Origin of the sequence: Shewanella sp. AS16 (genome assembly GCF_021412365.1) — a bacterium.
GTDB lineage: Bacteria > Pseudomonadota > Gammaproteobacteria > Enterobacterales > Shewanellaceae > Shewanella > Shewanella salipaludis.
Genome location: NZ_JAKCLK010000003.1, coordinates 560,332 through 580,205 on the forward strand (window position 1 = coordinate 560,332; position 19,874 = coordinate 580,205).

At 54.3% G+C, this 19,874-nt stretch carries 19 protein-coding genes, 1 pseudogene and 1 riboswitch; of the genes and pseudogenes, 10 read left to right on the top strand and 10 right to left on the bottom strand.

The features are described 5' to 3' along the window. Positions 1-49 precede the first annotated feature (49 nt). Together rfbB and rfbD are read left to right on the top strand one after the other, a co-directional pair. A pseudogene (gene rfbB, locus LZP73_RS11045) lies at positions 50-1,089 on the top strand (dTDP-glucose 4,6-dehydratase). An 83-nt stretch (positions 1,090-1,172) separates the two neighbouring features. Next, entirely contained in the window at positions 1,173-2,126 is a 954-nt protein-coding gene (gene rfbD, locus LZP73_RS11050) for a dTDP-4-dehydrorhamnose reductase (RefSeq protein WP_234235039.1), read from the top strand. Positions 2,127-2,189: 63 nt separating this feature from the next. Here the strand turns inward: rfbD and LZP73_RS11055 are convergent, their stop codons facing one another. Next, entirely contained in the window at positions 2,190-2,777 is a 588-nt protein-coding gene (locus LZP73_RS11055; RefSeq protein WP_234235041.1) for a HutD/Ves family protein, read from the bottom strand. 281 nt (positions 2,778-3,058) lie between these two features. Between LZP73_RS11055 and rfbA the strand changes: the two genes are divergently transcribed. The 4 genes from rfbA to LZP73_RS11075 all read left to right on the top strand — a co-directional run bounded on the left by rfbA (position 3,059) and on the right by LZP73_RS11075 (position 6,861). Further along, positions 3,059-3,949 carry a glucose-1-phosphate thymidylyltransferase RfbA gene (gene rfbA, locus LZP73_RS11060; protein ID WP_267960145.1) on the top strand — a complete coding sequence of 297 codons (891 nt, stop codon included), beginning with the start codon at positions 3,059-3,061 and terminating at the stop codon, positions 3,947-3,949. Then, complete coding sequence (gene rfbC / locus LZP73_RS11065) at positions 3,949-4,482, top strand: dTDP-4-dehydrorhamnose 3,5-epimerase (RefSeq protein ID WP_234235043.1); 534 nt, start codon at positions 3,949-3,951, stop codon at positions 4,480-4,482. The genes rfbA and rfbC overlap by 1 nt, the downstream gene beginning before the upstream one ends. Positions 4,483-4,637: 155 nt before the next feature. Further along, positions 4,638-5,804: a nucleotide sugar dehydrogenase gene (locus LZP73_RS11070; protein WP_234235045.1), complete on the top strand. Its 1,167-nt coding sequence runs from the start codon at positions 4,638-4,640 to the stop codon at positions 5,802-5,804. A gap of 49 nt (positions 5,805-5,853) precedes the next feature. Continuing rightward, the gene (locus LZP73_RS11075; RefSeq protein ID WP_234235270.1) at positions 5,854-6,861 is read left to right on the top strand and encodes an NAD-dependent epimerase; all 1,008 of its coding nucleotides are present in this window, start codon (positions 5,854-5,856) and stop codon (positions 6,859-6,861) included. 79 nt (positions 6,862-6,940) lie between these two features. Here the strand turns inward: LZP73_RS11075 and LZP73_RS11080 are convergent, their stop codons facing one another. From LZP73_RS11080 to LZP73_RS11110, 7 genes are all read right to left on the bottom strand, one after another. Next, positions 6,941-8,119, bottom strand: a complete 1,179-nt coding sequence (locus tag LZP73_RS11080; protein WP_234235047.1) for a patatin-like phospholipase family protein — start codon at positions 8,117-8,119, stop codon at positions 6,941-6,943. Between the two features lie 29 nt (positions 8,120-8,148). After that, positions 8,149-8,358, bottom strand: coding sequence for a hypothetical protein (locus LZP73_RS11085; RefSeq protein ID WP_234235049.1), 210 nt, complete (start codon positions 8,356-8,358; stop codon positions 8,149-8,151). A gap of 181 nt (positions 8,359-8,539) precedes the next feature. After that, positions 8,540-10,255: a proline--tRNA ligase gene (locus tag LZP73_RS11090; protein ID WP_234235051.1), complete on the bottom strand. Its 1,716-nt coding sequence runs from the start codon at positions 10,253-10,255 to the stop codon at positions 8,540-8,542. A 321-nt stretch (positions 10,256-10,576) separates the two neighbouring features. Beyond that, positions 10,577-11,209: an acyltransferase gene (locus LZP73_RS11095; RefSeq protein WP_442800731.1), complete on the bottom strand. Its 633-nt coding sequence runs from the start codon at positions 11,207-11,209 to the stop codon at positions 10,577-10,579. 98 nt (positions 11,210-11,307) lie between these two features. Next, the gene (gene tsaA / locus LZP73_RS11100; protein WP_234235053.1) at positions 11,308-12,069 is read right to left on the bottom strand and encodes a tRNA (N6-threonylcarbamoyladenosine(37)-N6)-methyltransferase TrmO; all 762 of its coding nucleotides are present in this window, start codon (positions 12,067-12,069) and stop codon (positions 11,308-11,310) included. 17 nt (positions 12,070-12,086) lie between these two features. Next, entirely contained in the window at positions 12,087-12,473 is a 387-nt protein-coding gene (gene rcsF, locus LZP73_RS11105; RefSeq protein ID WP_234235055.1) for an Rcs stress response system protein RcsF, read from the bottom strand. A 908-nt stretch (positions 12,474-13,381) separates the two neighbouring features. Next, on the bottom strand, positions 13,382-13,774 hold the full coding sequence (locus tag LZP73_RS11110; protein WP_169564330.1) for an H-NS histone family protein: 393 nt from the start codon (positions 13,772-13,774) through the stop codon (positions 13,382-13,384). Between the two features lie 325 nt (positions 13,775-14,099). Between LZP73_RS11110 and LZP73_RS11115 the strand changes: the two genes are divergently transcribed. From LZP73_RS11115 to LZP73_RS11130, 4 genes are all read left to right on the top strand, one after another. After that, on the top strand, positions 14,100-14,849 hold the full coding sequence (locus tag LZP73_RS11115; protein WP_234235057.1) for an electron transfer flavoprotein subunit beta/FixA family protein: 750 nt from the start codon (positions 14,100-14,102) through the stop codon (positions 14,847-14,849). Then, positions 14,850-15,779, top strand: coding sequence for an electron transfer flavoprotein subunit alpha/FixB family protein (locus LZP73_RS11120; protein ID WP_234235059.1), 930 nt, complete (start codon positions 14,850-14,852; stop codon positions 15,777-15,779). Between the two features lie 142 nt (positions 15,780-15,921). Then, a riboswitch (Lysine riboswitch) is annotated at positions 15,922-16,119 on the top strand. Between the two features lie 79 nt (positions 16,120-16,198). Next, the gene (locus LZP73_RS11125) at positions 16,199-17,755 is read left to right on the top strand and encodes a Na+/H+ antiporter NhaC family protein (RefSeq protein WP_234235061.1); all 1,557 of its coding nucleotides are present in this window, start codon (positions 16,199-16,201) and stop codon (positions 17,753-17,755) included. Positions 17,756-17,953: 198 nt separating this feature from the next. Beyond that, positions 17,954-18,532, top strand: coding sequence for a thymidine kinase (locus LZP73_RS11130; protein WP_234235063.1), 579 nt, complete (start codon positions 17,954-17,956; stop codon positions 18,530-18,532). 1 nt (position 18,533) lies between these two features. Here the strand turns inward: LZP73_RS11130 and LZP73_RS11135 are convergent, their stop codons facing one another. Together LZP73_RS11135 and LZP73_RS11140 are read right to left on the bottom strand one after the other, a co-directional pair. Beyond that, positions 18,534-18,971 (bottom strand): hypothetical protein, encoded by a 438-nt coding sequence (locus LZP73_RS11135; RefSeq protein WP_234235065.1) that lies wholly within the window; start codon positions 18,969-18,971, stop codon positions 18,534-18,536. Positions 18,972-19,076: 105 nt separating this feature from the next. Further along, positions 19,077-19,709, bottom strand: coding sequence for a class I SAM-dependent methyltransferase (locus LZP73_RS11140; RefSeq protein WP_234235067.1), 633 nt, complete (start codon positions 19,707-19,709; stop codon positions 19,077-19,079). Positions 19,710-19,874: the final 165 nt, after the last annotated feature.

The following is a 19,874-nucleotide window of genomic DNA, read 5'->3' on the forward strand; positions in this document are numbered from 1 at the left end:
CTAACTGTTTTTGTTGGTGTTGTCGCTGTGCTATTTTTTAAGGCTTTTTATGAATATTCTGATCATCGGCGGTGCCGGCTTCATCGGCTCGGCGTTGGTGCGTTTTCTCGTCAAGGAGATAGGCTGCCGTGTTATCAATCTCGATAAGTTGACCTATGCGGGGCATCTGGCGTCTTTGGTGTCGGTCGAAGGCTGTGAGCGTTACCATTTCATCCAGGCTGACATCTGTGACAGAATCGCCGTGGATGCAGCTTTGACTAGGTATCAGCCGGATATCATCATGCATTTGGCGGCCGAGAGTCATGTGGATCGCTCCATCGAAGGCCCGGCGGAGTTTATTCAGACCAATATAGTGGGCACTTACACCTTGCTGGAGGCGGCGCGTGCTTATTATCTCGCTTTGGATGAGGGCCGACGCAACAACTTCAGATTTCTTCATGTCTCGACCGATGAGGTCTATGGCGACCTTGGCTCCGGTGAGGTCGGCGCAGGCGCGCTGTTTACCGAAGAGAGTGCTTATGCCCCAGCTCACCTTATGTGGCCAGCAAGGCGGCGTCGGATCATCTGGTACGGGCCTGGCAGCGAACCTATGGCCTGCCGATAGTGATCACTCACTGCTCTGATAATTACGGTCCCTTCCAACTTTCCGAGAAACTTATCCCGCAGATAATACTCAATGCGCTGGCTGGCAAGCCGCTGCCGCTGTACGGTGATGGTCGGCAGGTGCGGGACTGGCTGTATGTGGAAGATCATGTCAGGGCGCTGTACCAGGTCGCGACTCGAGGCAAGTTGGGCGAAACCTATAATATCGGTGGTCATAACGAGAAGACTAACCTCGAGGTGGTAAACGCCATCTGTGAGTTGTTGGAGCAGCTTGCGCCCGCCAAACCTCAGGGCATTGCCAGATACAAAGATCTGATCCGCTTCGTGGCCGATAGGCCGGGTCACGATGTGCGCTATGCCATAGATGCAGGTAAAATACAGCGTGAGCTTGGCTGGCTGCCACAGGAGAGTTTCGACACTGGTCTCAGAAAAACCCTGTGCTGGTATCTGGCTAATCTGAACTGGCCGAGGCAATTGCCAAGCTAGTATGCTTTGCCCGGATTTTTGAGGTGTTTATGGGCATCCTGAGTTGGGTTGCAGCAGGCGTTATTTGAGTTTGTAAGGCAAAAATGAGAGTACTGATCATAGGCAAACACGGCCAACTGGCCCGGGAACTGGCGGCTGTTGCAAAGGAGCAAGCGGCGAAGGGAAAAGAGGCTAAGGAAAAAGAAGCGGACGAGAGCCGGGCGCCGGCTGGCGTGCAGCTGCTGTGCCTCGGCCGCGCCGATGTCGACATATTGCAACCGGTCACATTGGCCGCCGCAGTGACCGCATTCGACCCAGAGGTGATGATCAACGCCTCCGGCTATACCCAGGTCGATAAGGCCGAGACCGACATAGCGCAGGCCTTTGCCATCAACGAGACTGCGGTTGCCAATATGGCGCAAATTGCTGCCGAGCGAGGTATTCGCTTCATTCACATATCGAGCGATTATGTCTTTGGCGGTGACAGCAGGGCCCGCTATGGCGTCGGCGATGCCCCCAAGCCGCTCAATGTCTATGGCGCCTCCAAGCTCACCGGTGAGCTGGCATTGGCACGCATCATTCCTCCGGACACGGACACGGACACGGCCATGGCCACCATAGTCAGGAGTGCCTGGGTCTATTCGCAATATGGCAATAATTTTGTCAATACCATGCTGGGGTTGATGCAGCAAAAAACCGAACTCGCTGTGGTCGCCGACCAAGTAGGTTGTCCTACCTATGCCAGAGGCTTGGCCGAATTTATCTGGCGACTGACTCAACTCGACCGGCTCGAGCCCATTTATCACTGGTGCGATTTGGGCCAGGCTTCCTGGTATGAGTTTGCCGTGGCGATCCAAGAGACAGCATTGGAGCTTGGGCTGTTGCAGCGGGCGACAAACATCAGCCCAATTAGCTCGGAGCAGTACCCTTCAGCAGCCAAACGGCCGTATTTCAGTGTGCTGGACGTGAGCGGATCACAGGCGATTATGGCGGGCACGCCCTGGCGTGAACAGCTGAACATCATGCTATCGGCGCTGGCCGGCAAGCGGCAGCTATAGCCTGGTCCAAACCTTTCCCACCTGCTTAGCCAAGCAACACTCATCCAATCAATACCTATTCAATCAAGGCCTATCCAACCAGACTCTGATGATGCCTGCGGCTGCTTGCGGTTGCAGGAAAATAGTTTCTCCTGCCTCATAGCTCAAGAGATCATAGGTCTGCAACTCGAGTGCAGGCATGCCTTCTCCCGTGAGGCAGAGTGTCTGGGTTAAAAATATCAACAGGCAGCGCCGACTGCGGCATTCCTGGTTGATGCCGACATTCTTCTCCAGCCTGAGGTACTCAGTCTTTGCCCTGTAGTGGCCCCGGCGGGTCATGACGTTGAAGTCGAGTACCGGCCCGGCCAATAACTTGCTGCCAATCATCAACTCGCCGGCGAATGCCAGCGCCGGCCCCAGCTTCAACAGGGTTGCAGCCCCTTCCTTTCCTTCAATCTCCAATGCCAATCCCTCGCCCTCGAGGATCAGCAATTGCCTGTCTATGGCTTCGAACTGTGAGAAGGGGGTGTCCGAATTGACCCTGGCCATGCTGACACGATAATCGAAGTTATCCAGGCCGGCCCCAGGCGGGGCGATTATCAGTTGGGTGGTGGTACCGCCGCCATTTTTCCACTGTGTGCTCTGGCATTGGTTGAAGCGAATGATATCCATTATGTTACCGTCACCCTTATTTGGTGTTGTTTTGACCAGTGTTGTGTCTTCTAAGCCGTATTGGTAAGCGAAACGTTTCAGGAGGAACCATCGTAAACCAATAGCACTGTGCCGGGTCCGATGTCAGCCTGCGGCATAGCACCGTCGTCAGATTAACATAAAAGCCGCTGTCGGCTAATGGGCTTTGATCCGAGAGGTTTCGCTTTTCTGGCGGCGACTCTGCCGAGCCGTTTTGCGTCCCTGGGTCTTGAATATGCTACAATCCCGACAGTTTAGGATGATTGCAGACAGGCGATGAGAAAGGCATTTTGTTGGCGGGGGGCACGGGTAGCCGTTTATTCCCCATGACCCAAGTAGTGAGCAAGCAGCTGTTGCCTCTGTATGATAAGCCGATGATTTATTATCCCTTATCCACGCTGATGCAGGCCGGCGTCCGCGAGGTGCTGCTGATCTGCACCCCGAGCGATCTTGGGCTGTTTCGCGCCTTGCTCGGGGACGGTTTTCAGTGGGGCATGCAGCTGCACTATGAAGTGCAGCCCAGACCCGAGGGACTGGCGCAGGCGCTGCTCATTGCCGAGGAATATCTGGGCGGTGACGACAGTGTGTTTATCCTCGGTGATAACCTCTTCTATGGTCACGAGCTGCCGCAGATGCTCACACACGTCGCCGCCAGCCAAGGCGGTGCCACTGTCTTCGGTTATCATGTGGCCAATCCCCGGGCCTATGGGGTGCAGGGGTTCGATGCTGAGAGAAGGGTCACCTCTATCACAGAGAAACCACTCGTACCCGCATCCCAATATGCCCTGTCCGGACTGTATTTCTTCGACGGCCGGGCCTCGTCCATAGCCAAAGGGGTTAAGCCGTCATTGCGGGGCGAGCTGGAAATCGCCGATGTGCTCAATCACTACCTTGCCGAGGGCTGCCTCGAGGTGGAAATCATGGGGCGGGGCACGGCTTGGCTCGATACAGGCACAGCGGATGCCATGGCGGAGGCGAGTCAATTCATTGCCGCCATAGAGAAACGTCAGGGGCTGAAGATCAATTGCCCGGAAGAGCAGGCCTATCGGCTCGGTTGGATAGATGCTGCACAGTTACAGGCGTTGGCACAGCCGTTATTGAAGAGTGGTTACGGTGAGTATTTGCTCAGTCTGCTAGACACTAAGGTATTTTAATGCACTGCATCAGCACAGAAATTCCCGATGTTCTCCTATTTGAACCCCAGGTGTTTGGCGATGAACGGGGTTTCTTCATGGAGACCTTTCGCGAGTCCGAGTTCAACGCCTGCTTTAAGGCCCATGGCCTGGTGGCCCCCAAGCTGGTGCAGGAGAACCACAGTCGCTCGATGAATAATGTGCTGCGCGGCCTGCATTATCAGGCTACCAGGCCCCAGGGCAAGCTGGTGCGGGTCATCGCCGGCACTGTCTTCGATGTGGCGGTGGACATTAGGTCCGAGTCGCCAACCCATGGCCGCTGGGTCGGACGTGAGTTGTCCGCCGATAACCGCCTGCAGCAGTGGATCCCGCCGGGGTTCGCCCATGGCTTCTATGTGCTCAGCGATTCTGCCGAAGTGGTCTATAAGTGCAGCGACTATTATGCTCCGGAAGATGAGCAGGTGCTCCCCTGGAACGACCCGAGGTTTGCTATCGCCTGGCCTCTGTCGGCAGCCCCTATATTGTCCAGACGCGATACCCCAGAGGTGGATTAGTTTTGGCAATGGCTTTCATTGGTAGTAAACTGCGTGATTTCAGCCGGTTTGGCTCAATACAATCAGTCACTGACTTTCTCTATAGACCCTGTTTATGCTCTTGGGTTCGGCGTTGACGGTTGGTCATTGGACTTATTCTTTTTGTAAGGTTTTTTATGAAAATTGCGGTAGCGGGTACCGGGTATGTTGGCTTGTCGAATGCTGTGTTGCTGGCGCAGCACAATGAAGTCATTGCGGTGGATATTCTTCAGAGCCGGGTCGATGCGGTTAATCTGCGTGAGTCACCCATTGTCGATGAGCAAATCCAGCATTATCTCAGCATCAAACCGCTGAAACTGCAGGCGACGTTGGACAGCAAGCAGGCCTACCTGGATGCCGATTATGTGATCATCGCCACTCCGACAGATTACGATCCTGCGACCAACTATTTCAATACCAGTTCGGTAGAAGCTGTGATCCAAGAGGTGATGGCCATCAACCCCAATGCCGTGATGGTGATCAAGTCCACAGTGCCCGTGGGCTATACCCAGTCGATCAGAGCCAAGTTCAATTGTGACAACATTCTCTTCTCGCCCGAGTTCTTGCGCGAAGGCAAGGCCTTGTACGACAACCTGTACCCTTCACGCATCATAGTAGGTGAGCGTTCCGAGCGGGCGCGGGTGTTTGCCGACTTGCTGAGCCAAGCCGCCATCAAACAGGACATTCCCGTGCTGTTCACTGACTCGACCGAGGCCGAGGCGGTGAAACTCTTCTCCAACACCTATCTGGCGATGCGGGTGGCCTATTTCAATGAGCTGGACAGCTATGCCGAGACCCATAACCTCGACAGTCGGCAGATCATCGAAGGGGTAGGGCTGGATCCACGCATCGGCTCTCACTACAACAACCCTTCCTTCGGTTACGGCGGTTATTGTCTGCCCAAGGACACAAAGCAGTTGCGGGCCAACTATGCCGACGTGCCCAACAGCCTCATCAGCGCCATCGTCGATGCCAACACTACCCGTAAGGATTTTATCGCCGATGCCATCATACGCAAGCAGCCCAAGGTGGTGGGCATTTATCGATTGATCATGAAGTCGGGCTCGGACAACTTTCGCGCCTCATCCATCCAGGGGATTATGAAGCGCATCAAGGCCAAAGGCATAGAAGTGGTAGTGTATGAGCCTGTGCTGACCGAGCCCGAGTTCTTCAACTCCAGGGTGATCACAGATCTCGACGAGTTCAAGGCCATGGCGGATGTGATAGTGTCTAACCGTATGCTGGCAGAGCTCAACGATGTGGCCGACAAGGTCTATACCCGGGATCTGTTTGGATCAGATTAAGCTCCGGATTTCCAAAATTATTTTTAAGGATTAGGTTTTAATGAAGCTGATGAAATATTTAGTCACAGGCGCGGCAGGATTTATCGGTGCCAAGGTCAGCGAGCGCCTGTGCGCCGCAGGTCATAGTGTCGTAGGCATAGATAATCTCAATGATTATTATGATGTTAACTTGAAACATGCAAGGTTGGCCAGGCTGGCGTCCCAGGACAACTTTCGCTTCATCGAGCTGGATCTGGCCGACAGGGTTGGCATCGCCGAGTTATTCGCCGGCGAAGGCTTCACCCGGGTGATCCACCTGGGCGCCCAAGCCGGGGTGCGCTACTCGATAGACAATCCCCTGGCTTATGCCGACAGTAACCTCATAGGTCAGCTGACCATACTCGAAGGTTGCCGCCATCATAAGATAGAGCATCTGGTGTATGCCTCTTCCAGTTCTGTCTATGGCCTGAATCAGAAGATGCCATTCTCGACCGCCGACAGTGTCGATCACCCCATTTCCCTGTATGCGGCCACAAAGAAGGCCAACGAACTGATGGCCCATACCTACTCGCATCTGTATGGCTTGCCGACCACAGGGCTGAGATTCTTCACCGTTTATGGCCCCTGGGGCCGACCGGACATGGCGCCGATCAAGTTCGTCAGGGCGATCCTCAAGGGTGAGGCCATAGATGTGTACAACCATGGCAACCTGAGCCGTGACTTCACCTATATCGACGACATAGTCGAAGGCATCATGCGTATCCAGGATGCCGTGCCTGCGGCCGATGTCGACTGGACGGTCGAAACCGGCACCCCGGGCACCAGCTCGGCGCCCTATAAGGTGTTCAACATAGGCAACGGCAGTCCCGTTCCCCTGATGGAATTTATCGCCGCCATAGAAGCGGCGCTCGGCGTGGAGGCCATCAAGAACATGTTGCCTATGCAGCCGGGCGATGTGCATGCCACCTGGGCCGATACCGAGGATCTGTTTAAGACAGTGGGTTACAAGCCGCAGATGGACATCAAGCAAGGGGTGCAGCAGTTCGTCGATTGGTATCGCGACTATTATTCCGTCTAAGTTCCCGGTCACACAGAGTTGAACAACAACCCCGCATCTCTTGGCAATAAGCAATGCGGGGTTATTTTTTACTCGTCTGCTAACGGCTAACTGTGGCGGTTGGTTTGTCTCTGACACACACTGAACCTCTGCCGCCTTCGATACCGAAGAAGGCTTTGATCTCATCTATTTGGCACATGGCATCCTGGTAGCCCAGATCTATCAGTGTGCTGGTATAGGATTTTTCGAACAGCAGGTAGGAGACAATACTCGAGTCCGAGTGTTTATCTATGCCGATAAAGGCCAACAAGGTGCGGATCGCAAACGGCATGTCGTCATAATAGCGGGCGGCTATTTGGGTGAGATCTTCGCTCGGCTTGATGACCAAGGTTTCTATCGGTTTAAGCTCCAACTTGGTTTTGCCAGATTCAGGGATCAGGCTCAGGGTGTTGTTGATCCGCTCCAGCCGCTCCAGATCGCTGTTGAGGGTATCTGAGAAGATGGTATCCAATAGATGACCCGCAATGGTGGCCGTCTTGGGGTGATGGGCTTGGCGGCTCGGCAGCAGCCTGTTGGGACTGTCCAGATTGATCACCATGAGCTTCTTGGCCCCCAAATGGATAGGGCTGGAGAGGGGCGCCAGCTGGTGGACTGAGCCATCGCCATAGTAACCCTGCTCGAGTTTAATCGACGGGAACACCAGCGGTATGGCCGAGCTGGCGAGCAAATGCTCCGTGTTGAGGCGCCTGCGCTCACCGCTGCGTCTGGCGCGGGTCCAGTTTGCGATATCACTGCTGGCCTGGAAAAAGGTCTCTGAGCGGGAGCGATCATAACAGGAGGTGTCTATGCTCAGGGCGGTGAGGGCGCCGTGGGTGATATTCCTGTCTATGCGTTTGAAGTCTATTAGCTGGTTCAGCAGGTGCCTCAGGGGTTCATTGTCGAGCAGACTGCCGGCATCCGTGTTGACGGCATCATTTTGCAGTCCCCTCAAGGCCATCTTGCCGAGGTGACGCAGCACGCCGGGGATTGAGGCGCGATAAACCTTGCGGGTCTCAATGTGACGCCAGACCCACTCGAGCTTACGCACCCCCAGATGGAAACAGGAGGCGTGAGTGGCGATGGAGGTGCCATTGATGGCCCCGGCCGAGGTGCCACTGATGATCTTGAAGGGAATACCGTGATTGCGGGGATAAAATTGTACCAGCGCTTTCAATACTCCCAATTGGTAGGCGGCTCTGGCGCCGCCGCCACCCAGTACCAGTGCGGTTGTTGTTGGCAAAATAGGGCCCCAATTGCTTGATAGATAAATCAATTAAAGCCATTTAACACCCTAAAAAGCAATAGGACAGGCAAAATAAGCCACACTTGGCCATCCAGCGTCGGCGCAAACCGGCATTCGGGTTGCTCCAGCATAGTGAAGCAATGGGCAGAGGTCGGAAAGCTGCCTTGGCGCACTTCCATGGCGAATTGCGCCCATGCCGTTGAGATCAGCGGGCTCAGCTCGGCATTGGGTTTCATGTTCAAGCAACAGATGGGCATCGGCCCGAGCGAGTTTATTTCCGGGGGCGGCGTCTTTGGCAACAGCCGCAGGCAAACTGAGGTTGTCGGGCCAGCATAAAAAAACGCACCCCGGGGTGCGTTTTTTTTGGTAGGTCGGCGCCAGTCATTCGGCACACACCTGGGGTCCATAGTCTGAACTTCAGGCCTGAAGCTGGCCCTTGAGGAAGTCGATGAGTTGATCGAAGGGGATGTCCTGCTTCTCGCCTGTGCGGCGGTTCTTGTATTCGAACATGCCGGCATCTATGTTGCGATCGCCTATGACCACAGTGTGCGGAATGCCCAGCAGTTCCATGTCGGCAAACATCACTCCAGGGCGTTCCTTGCGATCGTCCAGCAGCACTTCGATACCGGCGGCGTTGAGATCTTGATACAGTTTCTCGGCGATATCCGTGACTCTATGGGACTTGTGCATGTTCATCGGCAGTATGCCAACGCTGAATGGCGCTATGGCTTCCGGCCAGATGATGCCGCGCGCGTCATTGTTCTGCTCGATCGCGGCCGCCACTATGCGGCTGACACCGACACCGTAACAACCCATCAAGAGGACCTGTGACTTGCCATTTTCGTCCAAGACAGTGGCGTTCATCGCCTCCGAGTAGTTGGTGCCCAACTGGAAGATATGACCCACTTCTATGCCGCGTGCCATGGCATAGGTGCCCAGGCCATCCGGTGTCGGCTCGCCTTCAACCACGTTGCGTATGTCGGCAGCCTGGGCCAGCGGCAGATCCCGCTCCCAGTTGATACCGAAATAATGCTTGTCATCGAGGTTGGCACCGGCACTGAAATCGCTCATTACGGCCACGCTGTGATCGATAATGATGGGCAGCTTAAGACCGACAGGGCCGAGTGAACCCGGACCCGCGCCTATGGCGTCGCGGATTTCGGCGTCGGAGGCAAACTCCAACGGTGAGGCAACCAGCTCCAGCTTGTCGGCCTTGATTTCGTTCAGCTCGTGATCGCCGCGAACGATCAAGGCCACCAGAGGCACCTCATCGCTGGCGCCTTTGACTATCAAGGTTTTGACCGTCTTGGTGATGTCCAGACCAAATTGGTCGACCAATTCGGCTATGGTCTTGGCATTCGGGGTATCGACCAGAGTCATTTCCTGGGTTGCGGCGCCACGTGCCTCGGTCGGCATGGGGGACTCGGCTTTCTCTATGTTGGCGGCATAATCGCTGCCGGTAGAGTAGGCGATAAGATCTTCACCGCTTTGGGCCAGTACATGGAATTCGTGTGACATGCTGCCGCCGATGGAGCCGGTATCGGCCAGCACGGGACGGAAAGCCAGTCCCATGCGTGACAGTATGTTGCTGTAGGCCTGGTGCATGGCGTGATAGGTATCATCCATGGTGCCTTGATCCAGATGGAAGGAGTAGGCGTCTTTCATCAGGAACTCACGGGCACGCATCACACCGAAACGTGGGCGGACTTCGTCACGGAATTTGGTCTGGATCTGATACAGGCTCAGAGGCAACTGCTTGTATGAGTTGACTTCTTTACGAATGATATCTGTGATCACTTCTTCATGGGTCGGACCCAGGACGAAGTCACGGTTGTGGCGATCTTTGAAGCGCAGCAGCTCGGGACCAAACTTTTCCCAACGACCCGTCTCAACCCAAAGATCCCCGGGTTGCACCATGGGCATCAAGATCTCTATGGCGCCGGCCTTGTTCATTTCTTCACGAACTATGGCCTCGACCTTACGCAGTACACGCAGGCCTGAGGGCAACCAGCTGTACAGGCCCGATGCGTTACGGCGGATCATGCCGGCACGTAACATTAATTGGTGACTGACCACTTCTGCGTTGGCAGGGGTTTCTTTTTGTGTTGATAGCAGGTACTTGCTGACGCGCATTACCGAAGTCCATATTTGAGTTGAATGGGCGTCATTTTATCACCTGCGGCTATGATGTCACCTACCAAGTACCAAATAAGTGCAGCAGATAAAGGCTGTTGCGCCGCTGGATGGGCTTTATCGCGTCTGTGCTTATGATGTGAGCTTCTTCTTAGGCATCAGACAGGGACTTTATCCCGCCTATCGCCTAGGATGCGGGTGAGAACACCCGCGCCACCATGCGTGGTGTGCAATTCAGACATCAGACTGGGACTTTATCCCGCCTATTGCCTTAGGGATACGAGTGAGAACACCCGCGCCACTATGCGTGCAATTCAGGCATCAGACTTGGGCTTTATTCCGCCTATCGCCTATGATACGGGCGGGATTTCCTGCCACTATCGCCCAGTCGGGCACATCTTTGGTGACAATGGCGCCCATGCCAACCACAGCGTGATGGCCTATGGTGACGCCATCGACTATCCCGGCCTGCGCCCCTATCCACACATCCTCGCCTATGACCACGCCGCATGAGTTGGCGGCCTGCCGGTACACAGGGGCGTTGGGGGCCATGCCATGATTGAAGGCGTAGATGGTGACATTGTTGGCGATACGGGTCTGACGGCCGATGCGAATGCCCTTGCGGCCGCCATCGAGGGAGCAGCCGTGGTTGATGGCCACTTCGTCGCCGAGGGTGATGGGACCATGGAGAAAGCTCTCGGCGGCGATCATGCAGTCATCGCCTATGAGTATGTCCCGCCCTGGCTCGGCGAACAGCCGCGCTTCGGGGGCGATAAAACAATGTTTGCCTATGCTGACGGTTTCCAGCGCGCTGAATTGGCGCTGTACCTCCTCCTGCCAGGGCCTGGCCCAGCTCAAGTGTTTCTCTTTCAGGGAGAAATACAGCCAGGGCATCCAGGATAGCCGGCGTTTGTGTTGGCTGCGATAGTCGGGTTGTGACAGAGATTCTGGCATGGGATCAGGCATATGTTCGGGCATGGGTCAGTGCATAGTTCCAAGTAGCTGTATGGGTTGCGGCTTGTTCTGTCCTAAGTGGCCGGTCCGGCAGCTTGTCAGTTGGCACTGGGTGACTCTTTATCCAGTCTATCCAGTCTATCCAGTCTATCCAGTTTTGCCGGCTTGAGTTCCAGTACCTTGATGCCATCGTTTTCTATGCACCAGAAGATATCCAAATCGTATAACGCCACCTGGTACAACTTGGGGTCCTCCTTGGCCTTCTTGTAGGCGGGACGGGGATCCTGAGCCAAGACTCCGTCTATGAGTTCGGCCAAGTCCAGGTATTGTGCTTGGGCGGCATAGGCGGCGATCTGCGCGCCGGCAAGCTCAGTGTAGTTCACCGTCATGAGTGCCGGCGCCTCATGAGCTATGCCGCCAACGGCATCATGAATGGCGTCGGAAAAGGGAATATAAGGTTTGATGTCGATAACCGGGGTGTTATCGAGCAAGTCCATGCCGGAGATTTCCAGGCAGACCCTGCCATTGCGTTGCACCACACCATGCAACTTGACCACAGATTGGCCTATGCCGTTGGGTCTGAAGGTGGAACGGGTGGCAAATACCCCGAGCTTCTCGTTGCCGCCGAGCCGGGGAGGGCGCACCGTGGTCTTCCAGCCCTGAGCCAAGTTCTCATGGAAACAGAACAACAGCCACAGATGTGAGTATTGTTCCAGGCCGCGCACCGCATCCATGTGATTGAATTCGGCTTCGAGTTCGACAAATCCCCTGGCCGCAACCAAACCTGGTTGTCTCGGGATGCCGAATTTCTGTTTATAAGGCGTGCGGCAACGGGCCACCGCCTTGATCTGGTAGGTCATACAGTCTCTTATCTGGGTTATTTGGCTTCTGGCTTGGCCATCTTGATCGCTTGGCCGACGCAGAGGGCGCGGCTGATACAGCCTTGATCCGCCTCTTCAAACAGGGCGCAACGTTTGATGATGAGGCCATTGGCCTGCTTGTCGGCGGCGGCCCGGCGCGCCTGGGTCCTGGCGTCACTGATGGCGGCGGGGACATCGTTGGGCTTTATCTGGCATGACTCGCCTTCGACCAAGCCCAACACCTCGTATTGCCCCTGAGGAGAAAGCTTGCCCTCGAAGACAGTCACGTCCGAGGCCTTGAAGTAATCGTTGATGGCGTCGCTGTCGAGGTTGGAGTTGAAGCGATAGTCACCGGCACAGCCGCTGAGTAAAAGGACTATCACTGTCACAGTTGGCATTTTCATAGACTGGGCCTGAAGTTAGCTGAGGTGGCACCAAGAGGAATCTATACTCCTGCTTAGTGAAAGTTAAGCAAATTCTAGCGCTTAAGTCGCTTTTGATAAAGCTTTGCCGGCGATTATTCGTCGCTGTGATGATTCCTGTCTTCGGCAGGCCTGTGATTTAAGTTCTGGGATGGCTCCCGGGGCAAACAGACTGTCACCTTACTTCACTCGGGCGGCTATCTTTAACTCAGCCCTTTTCTTGGATCTATGGTGAATTAATTCTTCAGGGGAACATCATTGGTGTCATGGGTGGTTTCATCGACTCGCCGGCATAGGAAGATAGGCTTGCAGATACATGGCAGATGTTATAATAAGTTAATTATTTGTTGGCAGCATATCGCCATGGAGTAACTGCTTGGTGGCTGTTTATAAGAGAGCAAAATTAGCCTAAGAGCCGATATTCGTACCGCTGCGGCCCAGGTTAATTGGATCCGGGTACTCAAATTAACTTGAATATTAAGACCTGGTCGAGAGGACGGGAACTTTAAACTGCCAATTCAATCAGCTAGGTAACAGATTTATGACGGCAATAAATCTGAATCCATGTCAGGCATGGATTTTTCTAAAGTGAATATTGCTGCGATTGGCAGGGAAATTATCCCTTCCGCCTTACTCTGTCAGCAGCTTAATCTGTTATTGGCATAAAGAAAGGAGAGATTATGCTGAATGCCGGTGACCGAGATTGAGCCTGTTGAGGCACTCTGCCCTGTGTTGCCGGCCCGCGTTCCTGACTGGCCCGCTGAAGATTGACTCGCTGTAGGTCAGCCTGATACATAGTGTCTTTATGACACAACCAAGCACCCACTGATACAGATACACACAAAAAAAGACCCGCTGTTGCGGGTCCATGACAGTCAAGATACTGACGCTTAAATCAGGAAATCATCCATAGAACGACCTTTCTCAACTTCGTTCTTAAATACGGTTGGCATACGACCTTGACCCGTCCATTGGATCATTTCGCCATTGACTTCGATTTGATATTTAGGTGGGCGTGGTGCACGTTTCTTGGTCGTTGCTTTAGCTGCAACACCACCAAGATCATCGATAGATAAACCTACGGCTTCCATTTGCAGGCGGATGGCTTCGATTTTAGCGTTACGCTCAGCCATGGCTTTCTCTTCTTCTTCAGCCATAGATGCACGGTCGAGGATAATCTTATCCAGTTTGTCGGCTACATCACGTAATTCGACAACGCTTAAATCTTTCACTGCGGCTTTGAAACGACGGCCGTGAGTTAATATATCTAAAAATTCGCTCATATCAATTTTCGTCCCACATGATTTTATTTACAGGATAACGGTGAACAACAACTAAATAATAGAAACTAATATGGCTAGGAGCAAACAAAATTAGCAAATATTAAGAAGAATTTATTAAAAAGTGTCCAATCTAATAAAATTTGACCGTTTTGGTGTTCAAAAAAGTGGCCAACAGTGACAACAAAAAATCAAAACAGGCGTTTGAGTTTGGTTGACGTTAACGTCAACAGCACGTAGAGTTGGCCTATCTTACATAGGTTCGACGGATTTACAGGTCAGAGCCCATGTGTCATCCACTCAGATAAAGCGGTAGGAAGGTAGCCCTATGAAAGTACTGGTGCCTATAAAGCGTGTGGTCGATGCCAACGTGAAAGTCAGGGTCAAGGCCGACAACTCGAACGTTGATACAGCCAACCTCAAGATGGCGTTGAATCCTTTTTGTGAAATCGCCGTCGAAGAAGCTGTGCGTCTCAAGGAAGCCGGTTCGGCCAGCGAAATAGTCGTGGTCAGTATTGGCAGCAAGGCAGTACAAGAGCAGCTGCGTACCGCCATGGCACTGGGGGCCGATCGCGCCATTCATATCGAAACCGACGAAGAGTTGACACCGCTTTCTATCGCTAAGCTGCTCAAGGCAGTGCAAGAGAAAGAGCAGGCCCAGTTGGTGATCTTCGGTAAACAATCTATCGATGGTGACAATAACCAGACGGGTCAAATGTTCGCTGCCTTGACCGATATGCCGCAGGCAACCTTCGCCTCGGAAGTGAAGCTGGAAGGTGACAGCCTGTTGGTCACCCGCGAAGTCGATGGTGGCTTACAGACGCTGAAACTCCCGTTGCCGGCGGTGGTCACCACAGATCTGCGTTTGAATGAACCGCGTTATGCCTCCCTGCCCAACATCATGAAGGCGAAACGCAAGCCTTTGGATGTCATGGCCGTTGCCGATCTCGGGGTGACCCTGAAACAACATGTGAAGTTGCTCGATGTCACGCCGCCGGCCCAGCGCACTGCGGGTGTGATGCTAGCCTCTGTGGCCGAGTTGGTGGAAAAGTTAAGAAACGAAGCGAAGGTGATCTAAATGGCCATTCTAGTATTAGCAGAACATGATAATGCCAGCCTGAAGCTGGACACAGCCAAAGTGGTTACTGCGGCTAAGGCCATAGGCACAGAGATCCATGTGTTGGTGGCCGGACATGAGTGTGCCGAAGTGGCGGCTGCCGCGCAGCGACTCGACGGGGTGACAAGAGTCTTGCTGGCCGATGCCGCAGCCTATCAGGCACACCTGGCGGAAAACCTGGCCAAACTCATCCTCGAGCTGGCTCCGGATTATGAGCATATCCTGGCAAGTGCATCGAGTGTCGGCAAGGATACGCTTCCCAGAGTTGCGGCCTTGCTGGACGTGGCGCAGATCTCCGAAGTCGTGCAAGTGCTGGGCGGCGATACCTTCGTGCGGCCCATCTATGCAGGTAACGCCATGGCCAAGGTGCAGAGCCTGGATGACAAGAAAGTGCTGACGGTGCGCGCGAGCGCCTTCGATGCCACCGCCAATGGCGGCAATGCCGGCCTGGAGAGCATAGACAAGGTCATAGAGGCCAAGACTCAGTTCGTCTCCCAGAGCCTGACTGTGTCGGAGCGCCCAGAGCTTGGCAACGCAGGCATCATAGTCTCGGGTGGCCGAGGTATGGGCAGCGGTGAGAACTTCGCCATGTTGGAAGCGTTGGCCGATAGCCTGGGCGCCGCCGTCGGGGCATCGCGTGCCGCCGTGGACGCAGGTTTCGTGCCTAACGATTTACAGGTTGGCCAGACGGGTAAGATAGTCGCCCCGGATCTCTATATTGCCGTGGGTATCTCGGGTGCCATTCAGCACCTTGCCGGCATGAAAGATTCCAAGGTGATAGTGGCTATCAACAAAGATCCCGAAGCGCCGATTTTCCAGATCGCCGACTATGGGTTAACGGCCGATTTATTCGAAGCCATCCCCGAGTTGATCGCGGCCATCAAGGCCTGAGTGTGACAGCCGTACCCAGGTACGGCGTAAGTTGATTTAATCTGTGATCTCGGTCACGTTAAGCGGCTTTGAGGTAGCTCCTCAAAGCCGCTTATGTTTTTATGTGCCCGCGCCGCATAGGCGCCCTACATAGATACAATTTCTATGCAGTAGAGGTGCACTTAATATCAGTAGTGATCAGTAGGGTGATGCCGCTGAGGGGTCATGAAAGGATTGAGTGCCGAAATGGTGAGACCCATCCCGGCTCGTCATTGGGGCTGTTGCCGAACAGGAACAGCACTGCCATGGTATTTTCTATCCCTAAGATAGAGATAATTGACTGTGGAGCGCTACTATTAGGACAGGTGTTTATGAACGTCTATGGGCGTTTCCAGCCAGTTCAGTTGCCTTCCATTCGTACTCAACGAAGAACATAATAAATGACCGTACTAAGTTATGCCGATTCGGCACTGTCTTTACTGCCACCCGTGATGGCGATTCTGCTGGCGATTGTTACCCGTAAAGTATTGATTTCGCTTGGTGTGGGGATCCTGCTCGGTACCCTGTTGCTGAATGACTTCTCTGTCTTGGATAGTGGCCGATTCTTGCTCGAGAGCGTGATTTCACTCCTGTGGCGTGACGGGGCACTCAACAGTTGGAACCTCTATATTCTTGGTTTCTTGATCTTGCTGGGGATGATCACCGCCTTGATCACCGTCAGTGGTGCGGCCCGTGCCTTTGCTATCTGGGCCCGTAACCATATCCGCAATAAGCGTGATGCCAAGTTGCTGACCATATTCTTGGGCTGTGTCGTGTTCATCGATGACTACTTCAACAGCCTGGTGGTAGGCAGTGTGGCGCGGCCATTGACCGACAGGTACTATGTTTCCCGCGCCAAGCTCGCCTACATATTGGACTCGACCGCAGCCCCAGTATGCGTGATCTCCCCCGTATCCAGCTGGGGCGCCTATATCATAGCGCTGATCGGCGGCATACTCACGGCCCATGGTTTCGCCGATACCGGCCATTTGAGCCTGTTCATCCAGATGATCCCGATGAACTTTTACGCCATCTTCGCCTTGCTGTTGTTATTCTGTGTCGCCTTCTGGGGGCTGGACATAGGTCCGATGCGGACCCATGAGCTCAATGCCGTGCGTGGTGAACTCTATGACGAGTCCAAGGGCTTACCACCCGGTGCCAATGTGGATCTGCCCGAGGCCGAGAGTGGCAGGGTACTGGGCCTCTTCCTGCCAATAAGTGTGCTGGTACTGGCGACCCTGTATTTCATGCTCAGCAGCGGTGCCCGGGTGTTGAGTGCCGATGGTCTGGCGTTCAGCCTCATAGGAGCCTTCGAGAAGACGGATGTCAGCTCATCCTTGTTTTTCGGTGCGCTGGTGGGATTGGGGGCGACCCTGGCCTTGGTGTTCATTCAGGGGATAGATAAGCCGTCCGTGGTTAAGGGCGTCACTCTGGGGGCCCGCTCCATGTTGCCCGCCATCTATATACTGCTGTTTGCCTGGACCATAGCAGCTGTCATAGGTCAGCTGGAAACCGGCAAGTTTATGGCCAGCCTGGCGACGGACAATATTCCTTTCGCCCTCCTGCCGGCGTTGATGTTCGTGCTGGCCGGCTTCACAGCCTTTGCCACAGGCACCAGTTGGGGCACCTTCGGGATCATGCTGCCGATAGCGGCCGACATGGCCATGGGCAGCCATACCGGTATGATGCTGCCCATGCTGGCGGCCGTACTGGCAGGCGCGGTATTTGGCGACCATTGCTCACCCATATCCGATACGACTATCCTGTCATCGACAGGTGCCAGCTGCCATCATATAGATCATGTGGTGACTCAGCTGCCTTATGCCTTGATCGTCGCGGCCATCAGCCTGGGCGGTTATGTGGTGCTGGGCTTTACCGAGTCGGTTGCCTTGGGGCTGGGCGCCTGCAGCCTGCTATTCCTCTTGTCACTCCTGTGGTTGAAGTTGAAAACTCGCTAGCTCAGCGGCTCGGGCTGGGTTTCAGCCCAGTCGGTTCTGCATAGATGAAACTGCGCCGCCTTTGTCGGCGCTTTTTTATGCGCGTCTCCCAGAGGCGGCAGGCCCTGTGTCCTGCATACGCGGGCCGTGATTTATCGGTGCTTTCAATGCTAGAATGACGCGGTTTTCCACTGCAGTTTTCACTCAAGGGCAAGGATTTTGGCACAACTTTATTTTTATTACTCGGCGATGAACGCAGGCAAGTCGACCTCGCTGTTACAATCTTCCTACAACTATCGCGAACGCGGCATGAACACCTTGGTGATGACGGCCTCGATAGATGACAGGTACGGTAAGGGTAAAGTCGCCTCGCGCATCGGCATAGAGACCGAGGCGCAGGTGTTTGCCGCCGAGGATAACCTGGTCCGCATCATAGAAGCGGCTCACAGGGAAACACCACTGCATTGTGTGTTGGTGGATGAATGCCAATTCCTCAGCAAGGAGCAGGTAAGGCAATTGACCTTTATCGTCGATAAGCTCGATATTCCCGTGCTCTGCTATGGCCTGAGAACCGATTTCCAGGGGGAGCTGTTCCTCGGCAGCCACTATCTGTTGGCCTGGGCCGATAAGCTGGTGGAATTGAAGACCATTTGCCATTGTGGGCGCAAGGCCAACATGGTGGTGCGCCTCGATGGCGACGGCAAGGTGATGCGTGAGGGCGAGCAAGTCGCCATCGGCGGCAACGAGAGTTATGAGTCGGTGTGCCGCAAGCACTTTCGCGAATCTATCTGGGATTGAGTCAGTCCAATGCCGCCAGTGCCTGTCGAACCTGGGCACGGGTGGCATCTATGGCCGTCACCACTGAGATGGCACTGGTCTCCTCGGTCGGCAGCCGCGACCAATGTTCACTCCACGACTGTTTCAGTTCTTTGGCCGCCAAACGGATCTCCGCCGGCATTAGCATGCTCAGATCTTCAATCAGGCCGACCTTGACCCAGCCCCTGCGCGGATTGCCTTCGATGGCATCCTGATCATAGTAGGCGGCGTAGACATTCAGCTCCAACTCAGACAGCTGCAATAACATTTCGAAGCTGGCTTCCCTCAGGGTCGCATTGGTTTCCGTCACCTCCATGCGCCAGACGTTGTAGCTGAAGCCTATCAGGGCAAACAGCATGCTGAACACTGCCGTAGTCTGGAATACCGTTACCCCTGAGGGTCTCGTCACAGCCGCTTTCATCTTGCCACCTCAGACGTTGCTTCCCTGAGATGACTCTAGCCAAGGGCGCTGAAAAAAGACAGGGGCTGGCAGGTTAAGGCAAGAAGTTCGGCCTTGGCGAAAAACTCATACCGCCTGGGCATAAATAAACAGGTCTGTGCCTGGGGTGCCATTTTCCACCGGAAATTGCTTGCGCAGCACTTTTATTATGCTGAAGCCATTCGATGTCAATGCCTGTGCCAGATGCTCGAGTTGGTGATAGTGGATGAAGACGCGATCGCCGCCACTCGAGGTCTGCCAGCCTGAGCGACTGTCCTCATCTTCCATGGTGCTGAGGTAGAGGATCCCGCCAATGTTAACTCGGTCGCGCATCTGCTTGATGAGCCGTTCAACATCTGATTTGCTCAAATATGGGGTGCAGAAGCCACAGATGATGGCATCGAAGCCTTTGGCTATGGCGGATATATCACGGCTGTCCATGACCTCGAATGAGGCCTCTGGGTTATTGCTTCTGGCCAGCGCCACCATGTTGGGCGCCAAGTCGATCCCATGGATCTGATAATCTGGGCGCTTATTCAACAGATATCGGGTGATGTTACCCGGACCACTGGCGATCTCGAATACCTTGGCATTCGGCCGTGACACCAGCTCGCAGAAGCTGTCGTAGGTATCGAAATAGAAGTCGAAATCCATGTATTTCGCCTGATACTTATCGGCTAATTTGTCGAAAGTGCTGACTGTGATGTCATATTTATCCATGGGCATATTCCCGGGGTTATTCACTGGCTTGTTTACTGGATTATTCACAGGCTAGGCATGGTATGACGCATGCAATAGGGCCGGCAGCGCGCTGCCGGGCCTATTGTGCTCTGCGCTTGTTTGGCTATGCGCATTTAGCCATGCGCATTTAGCTATGGCGGCGCG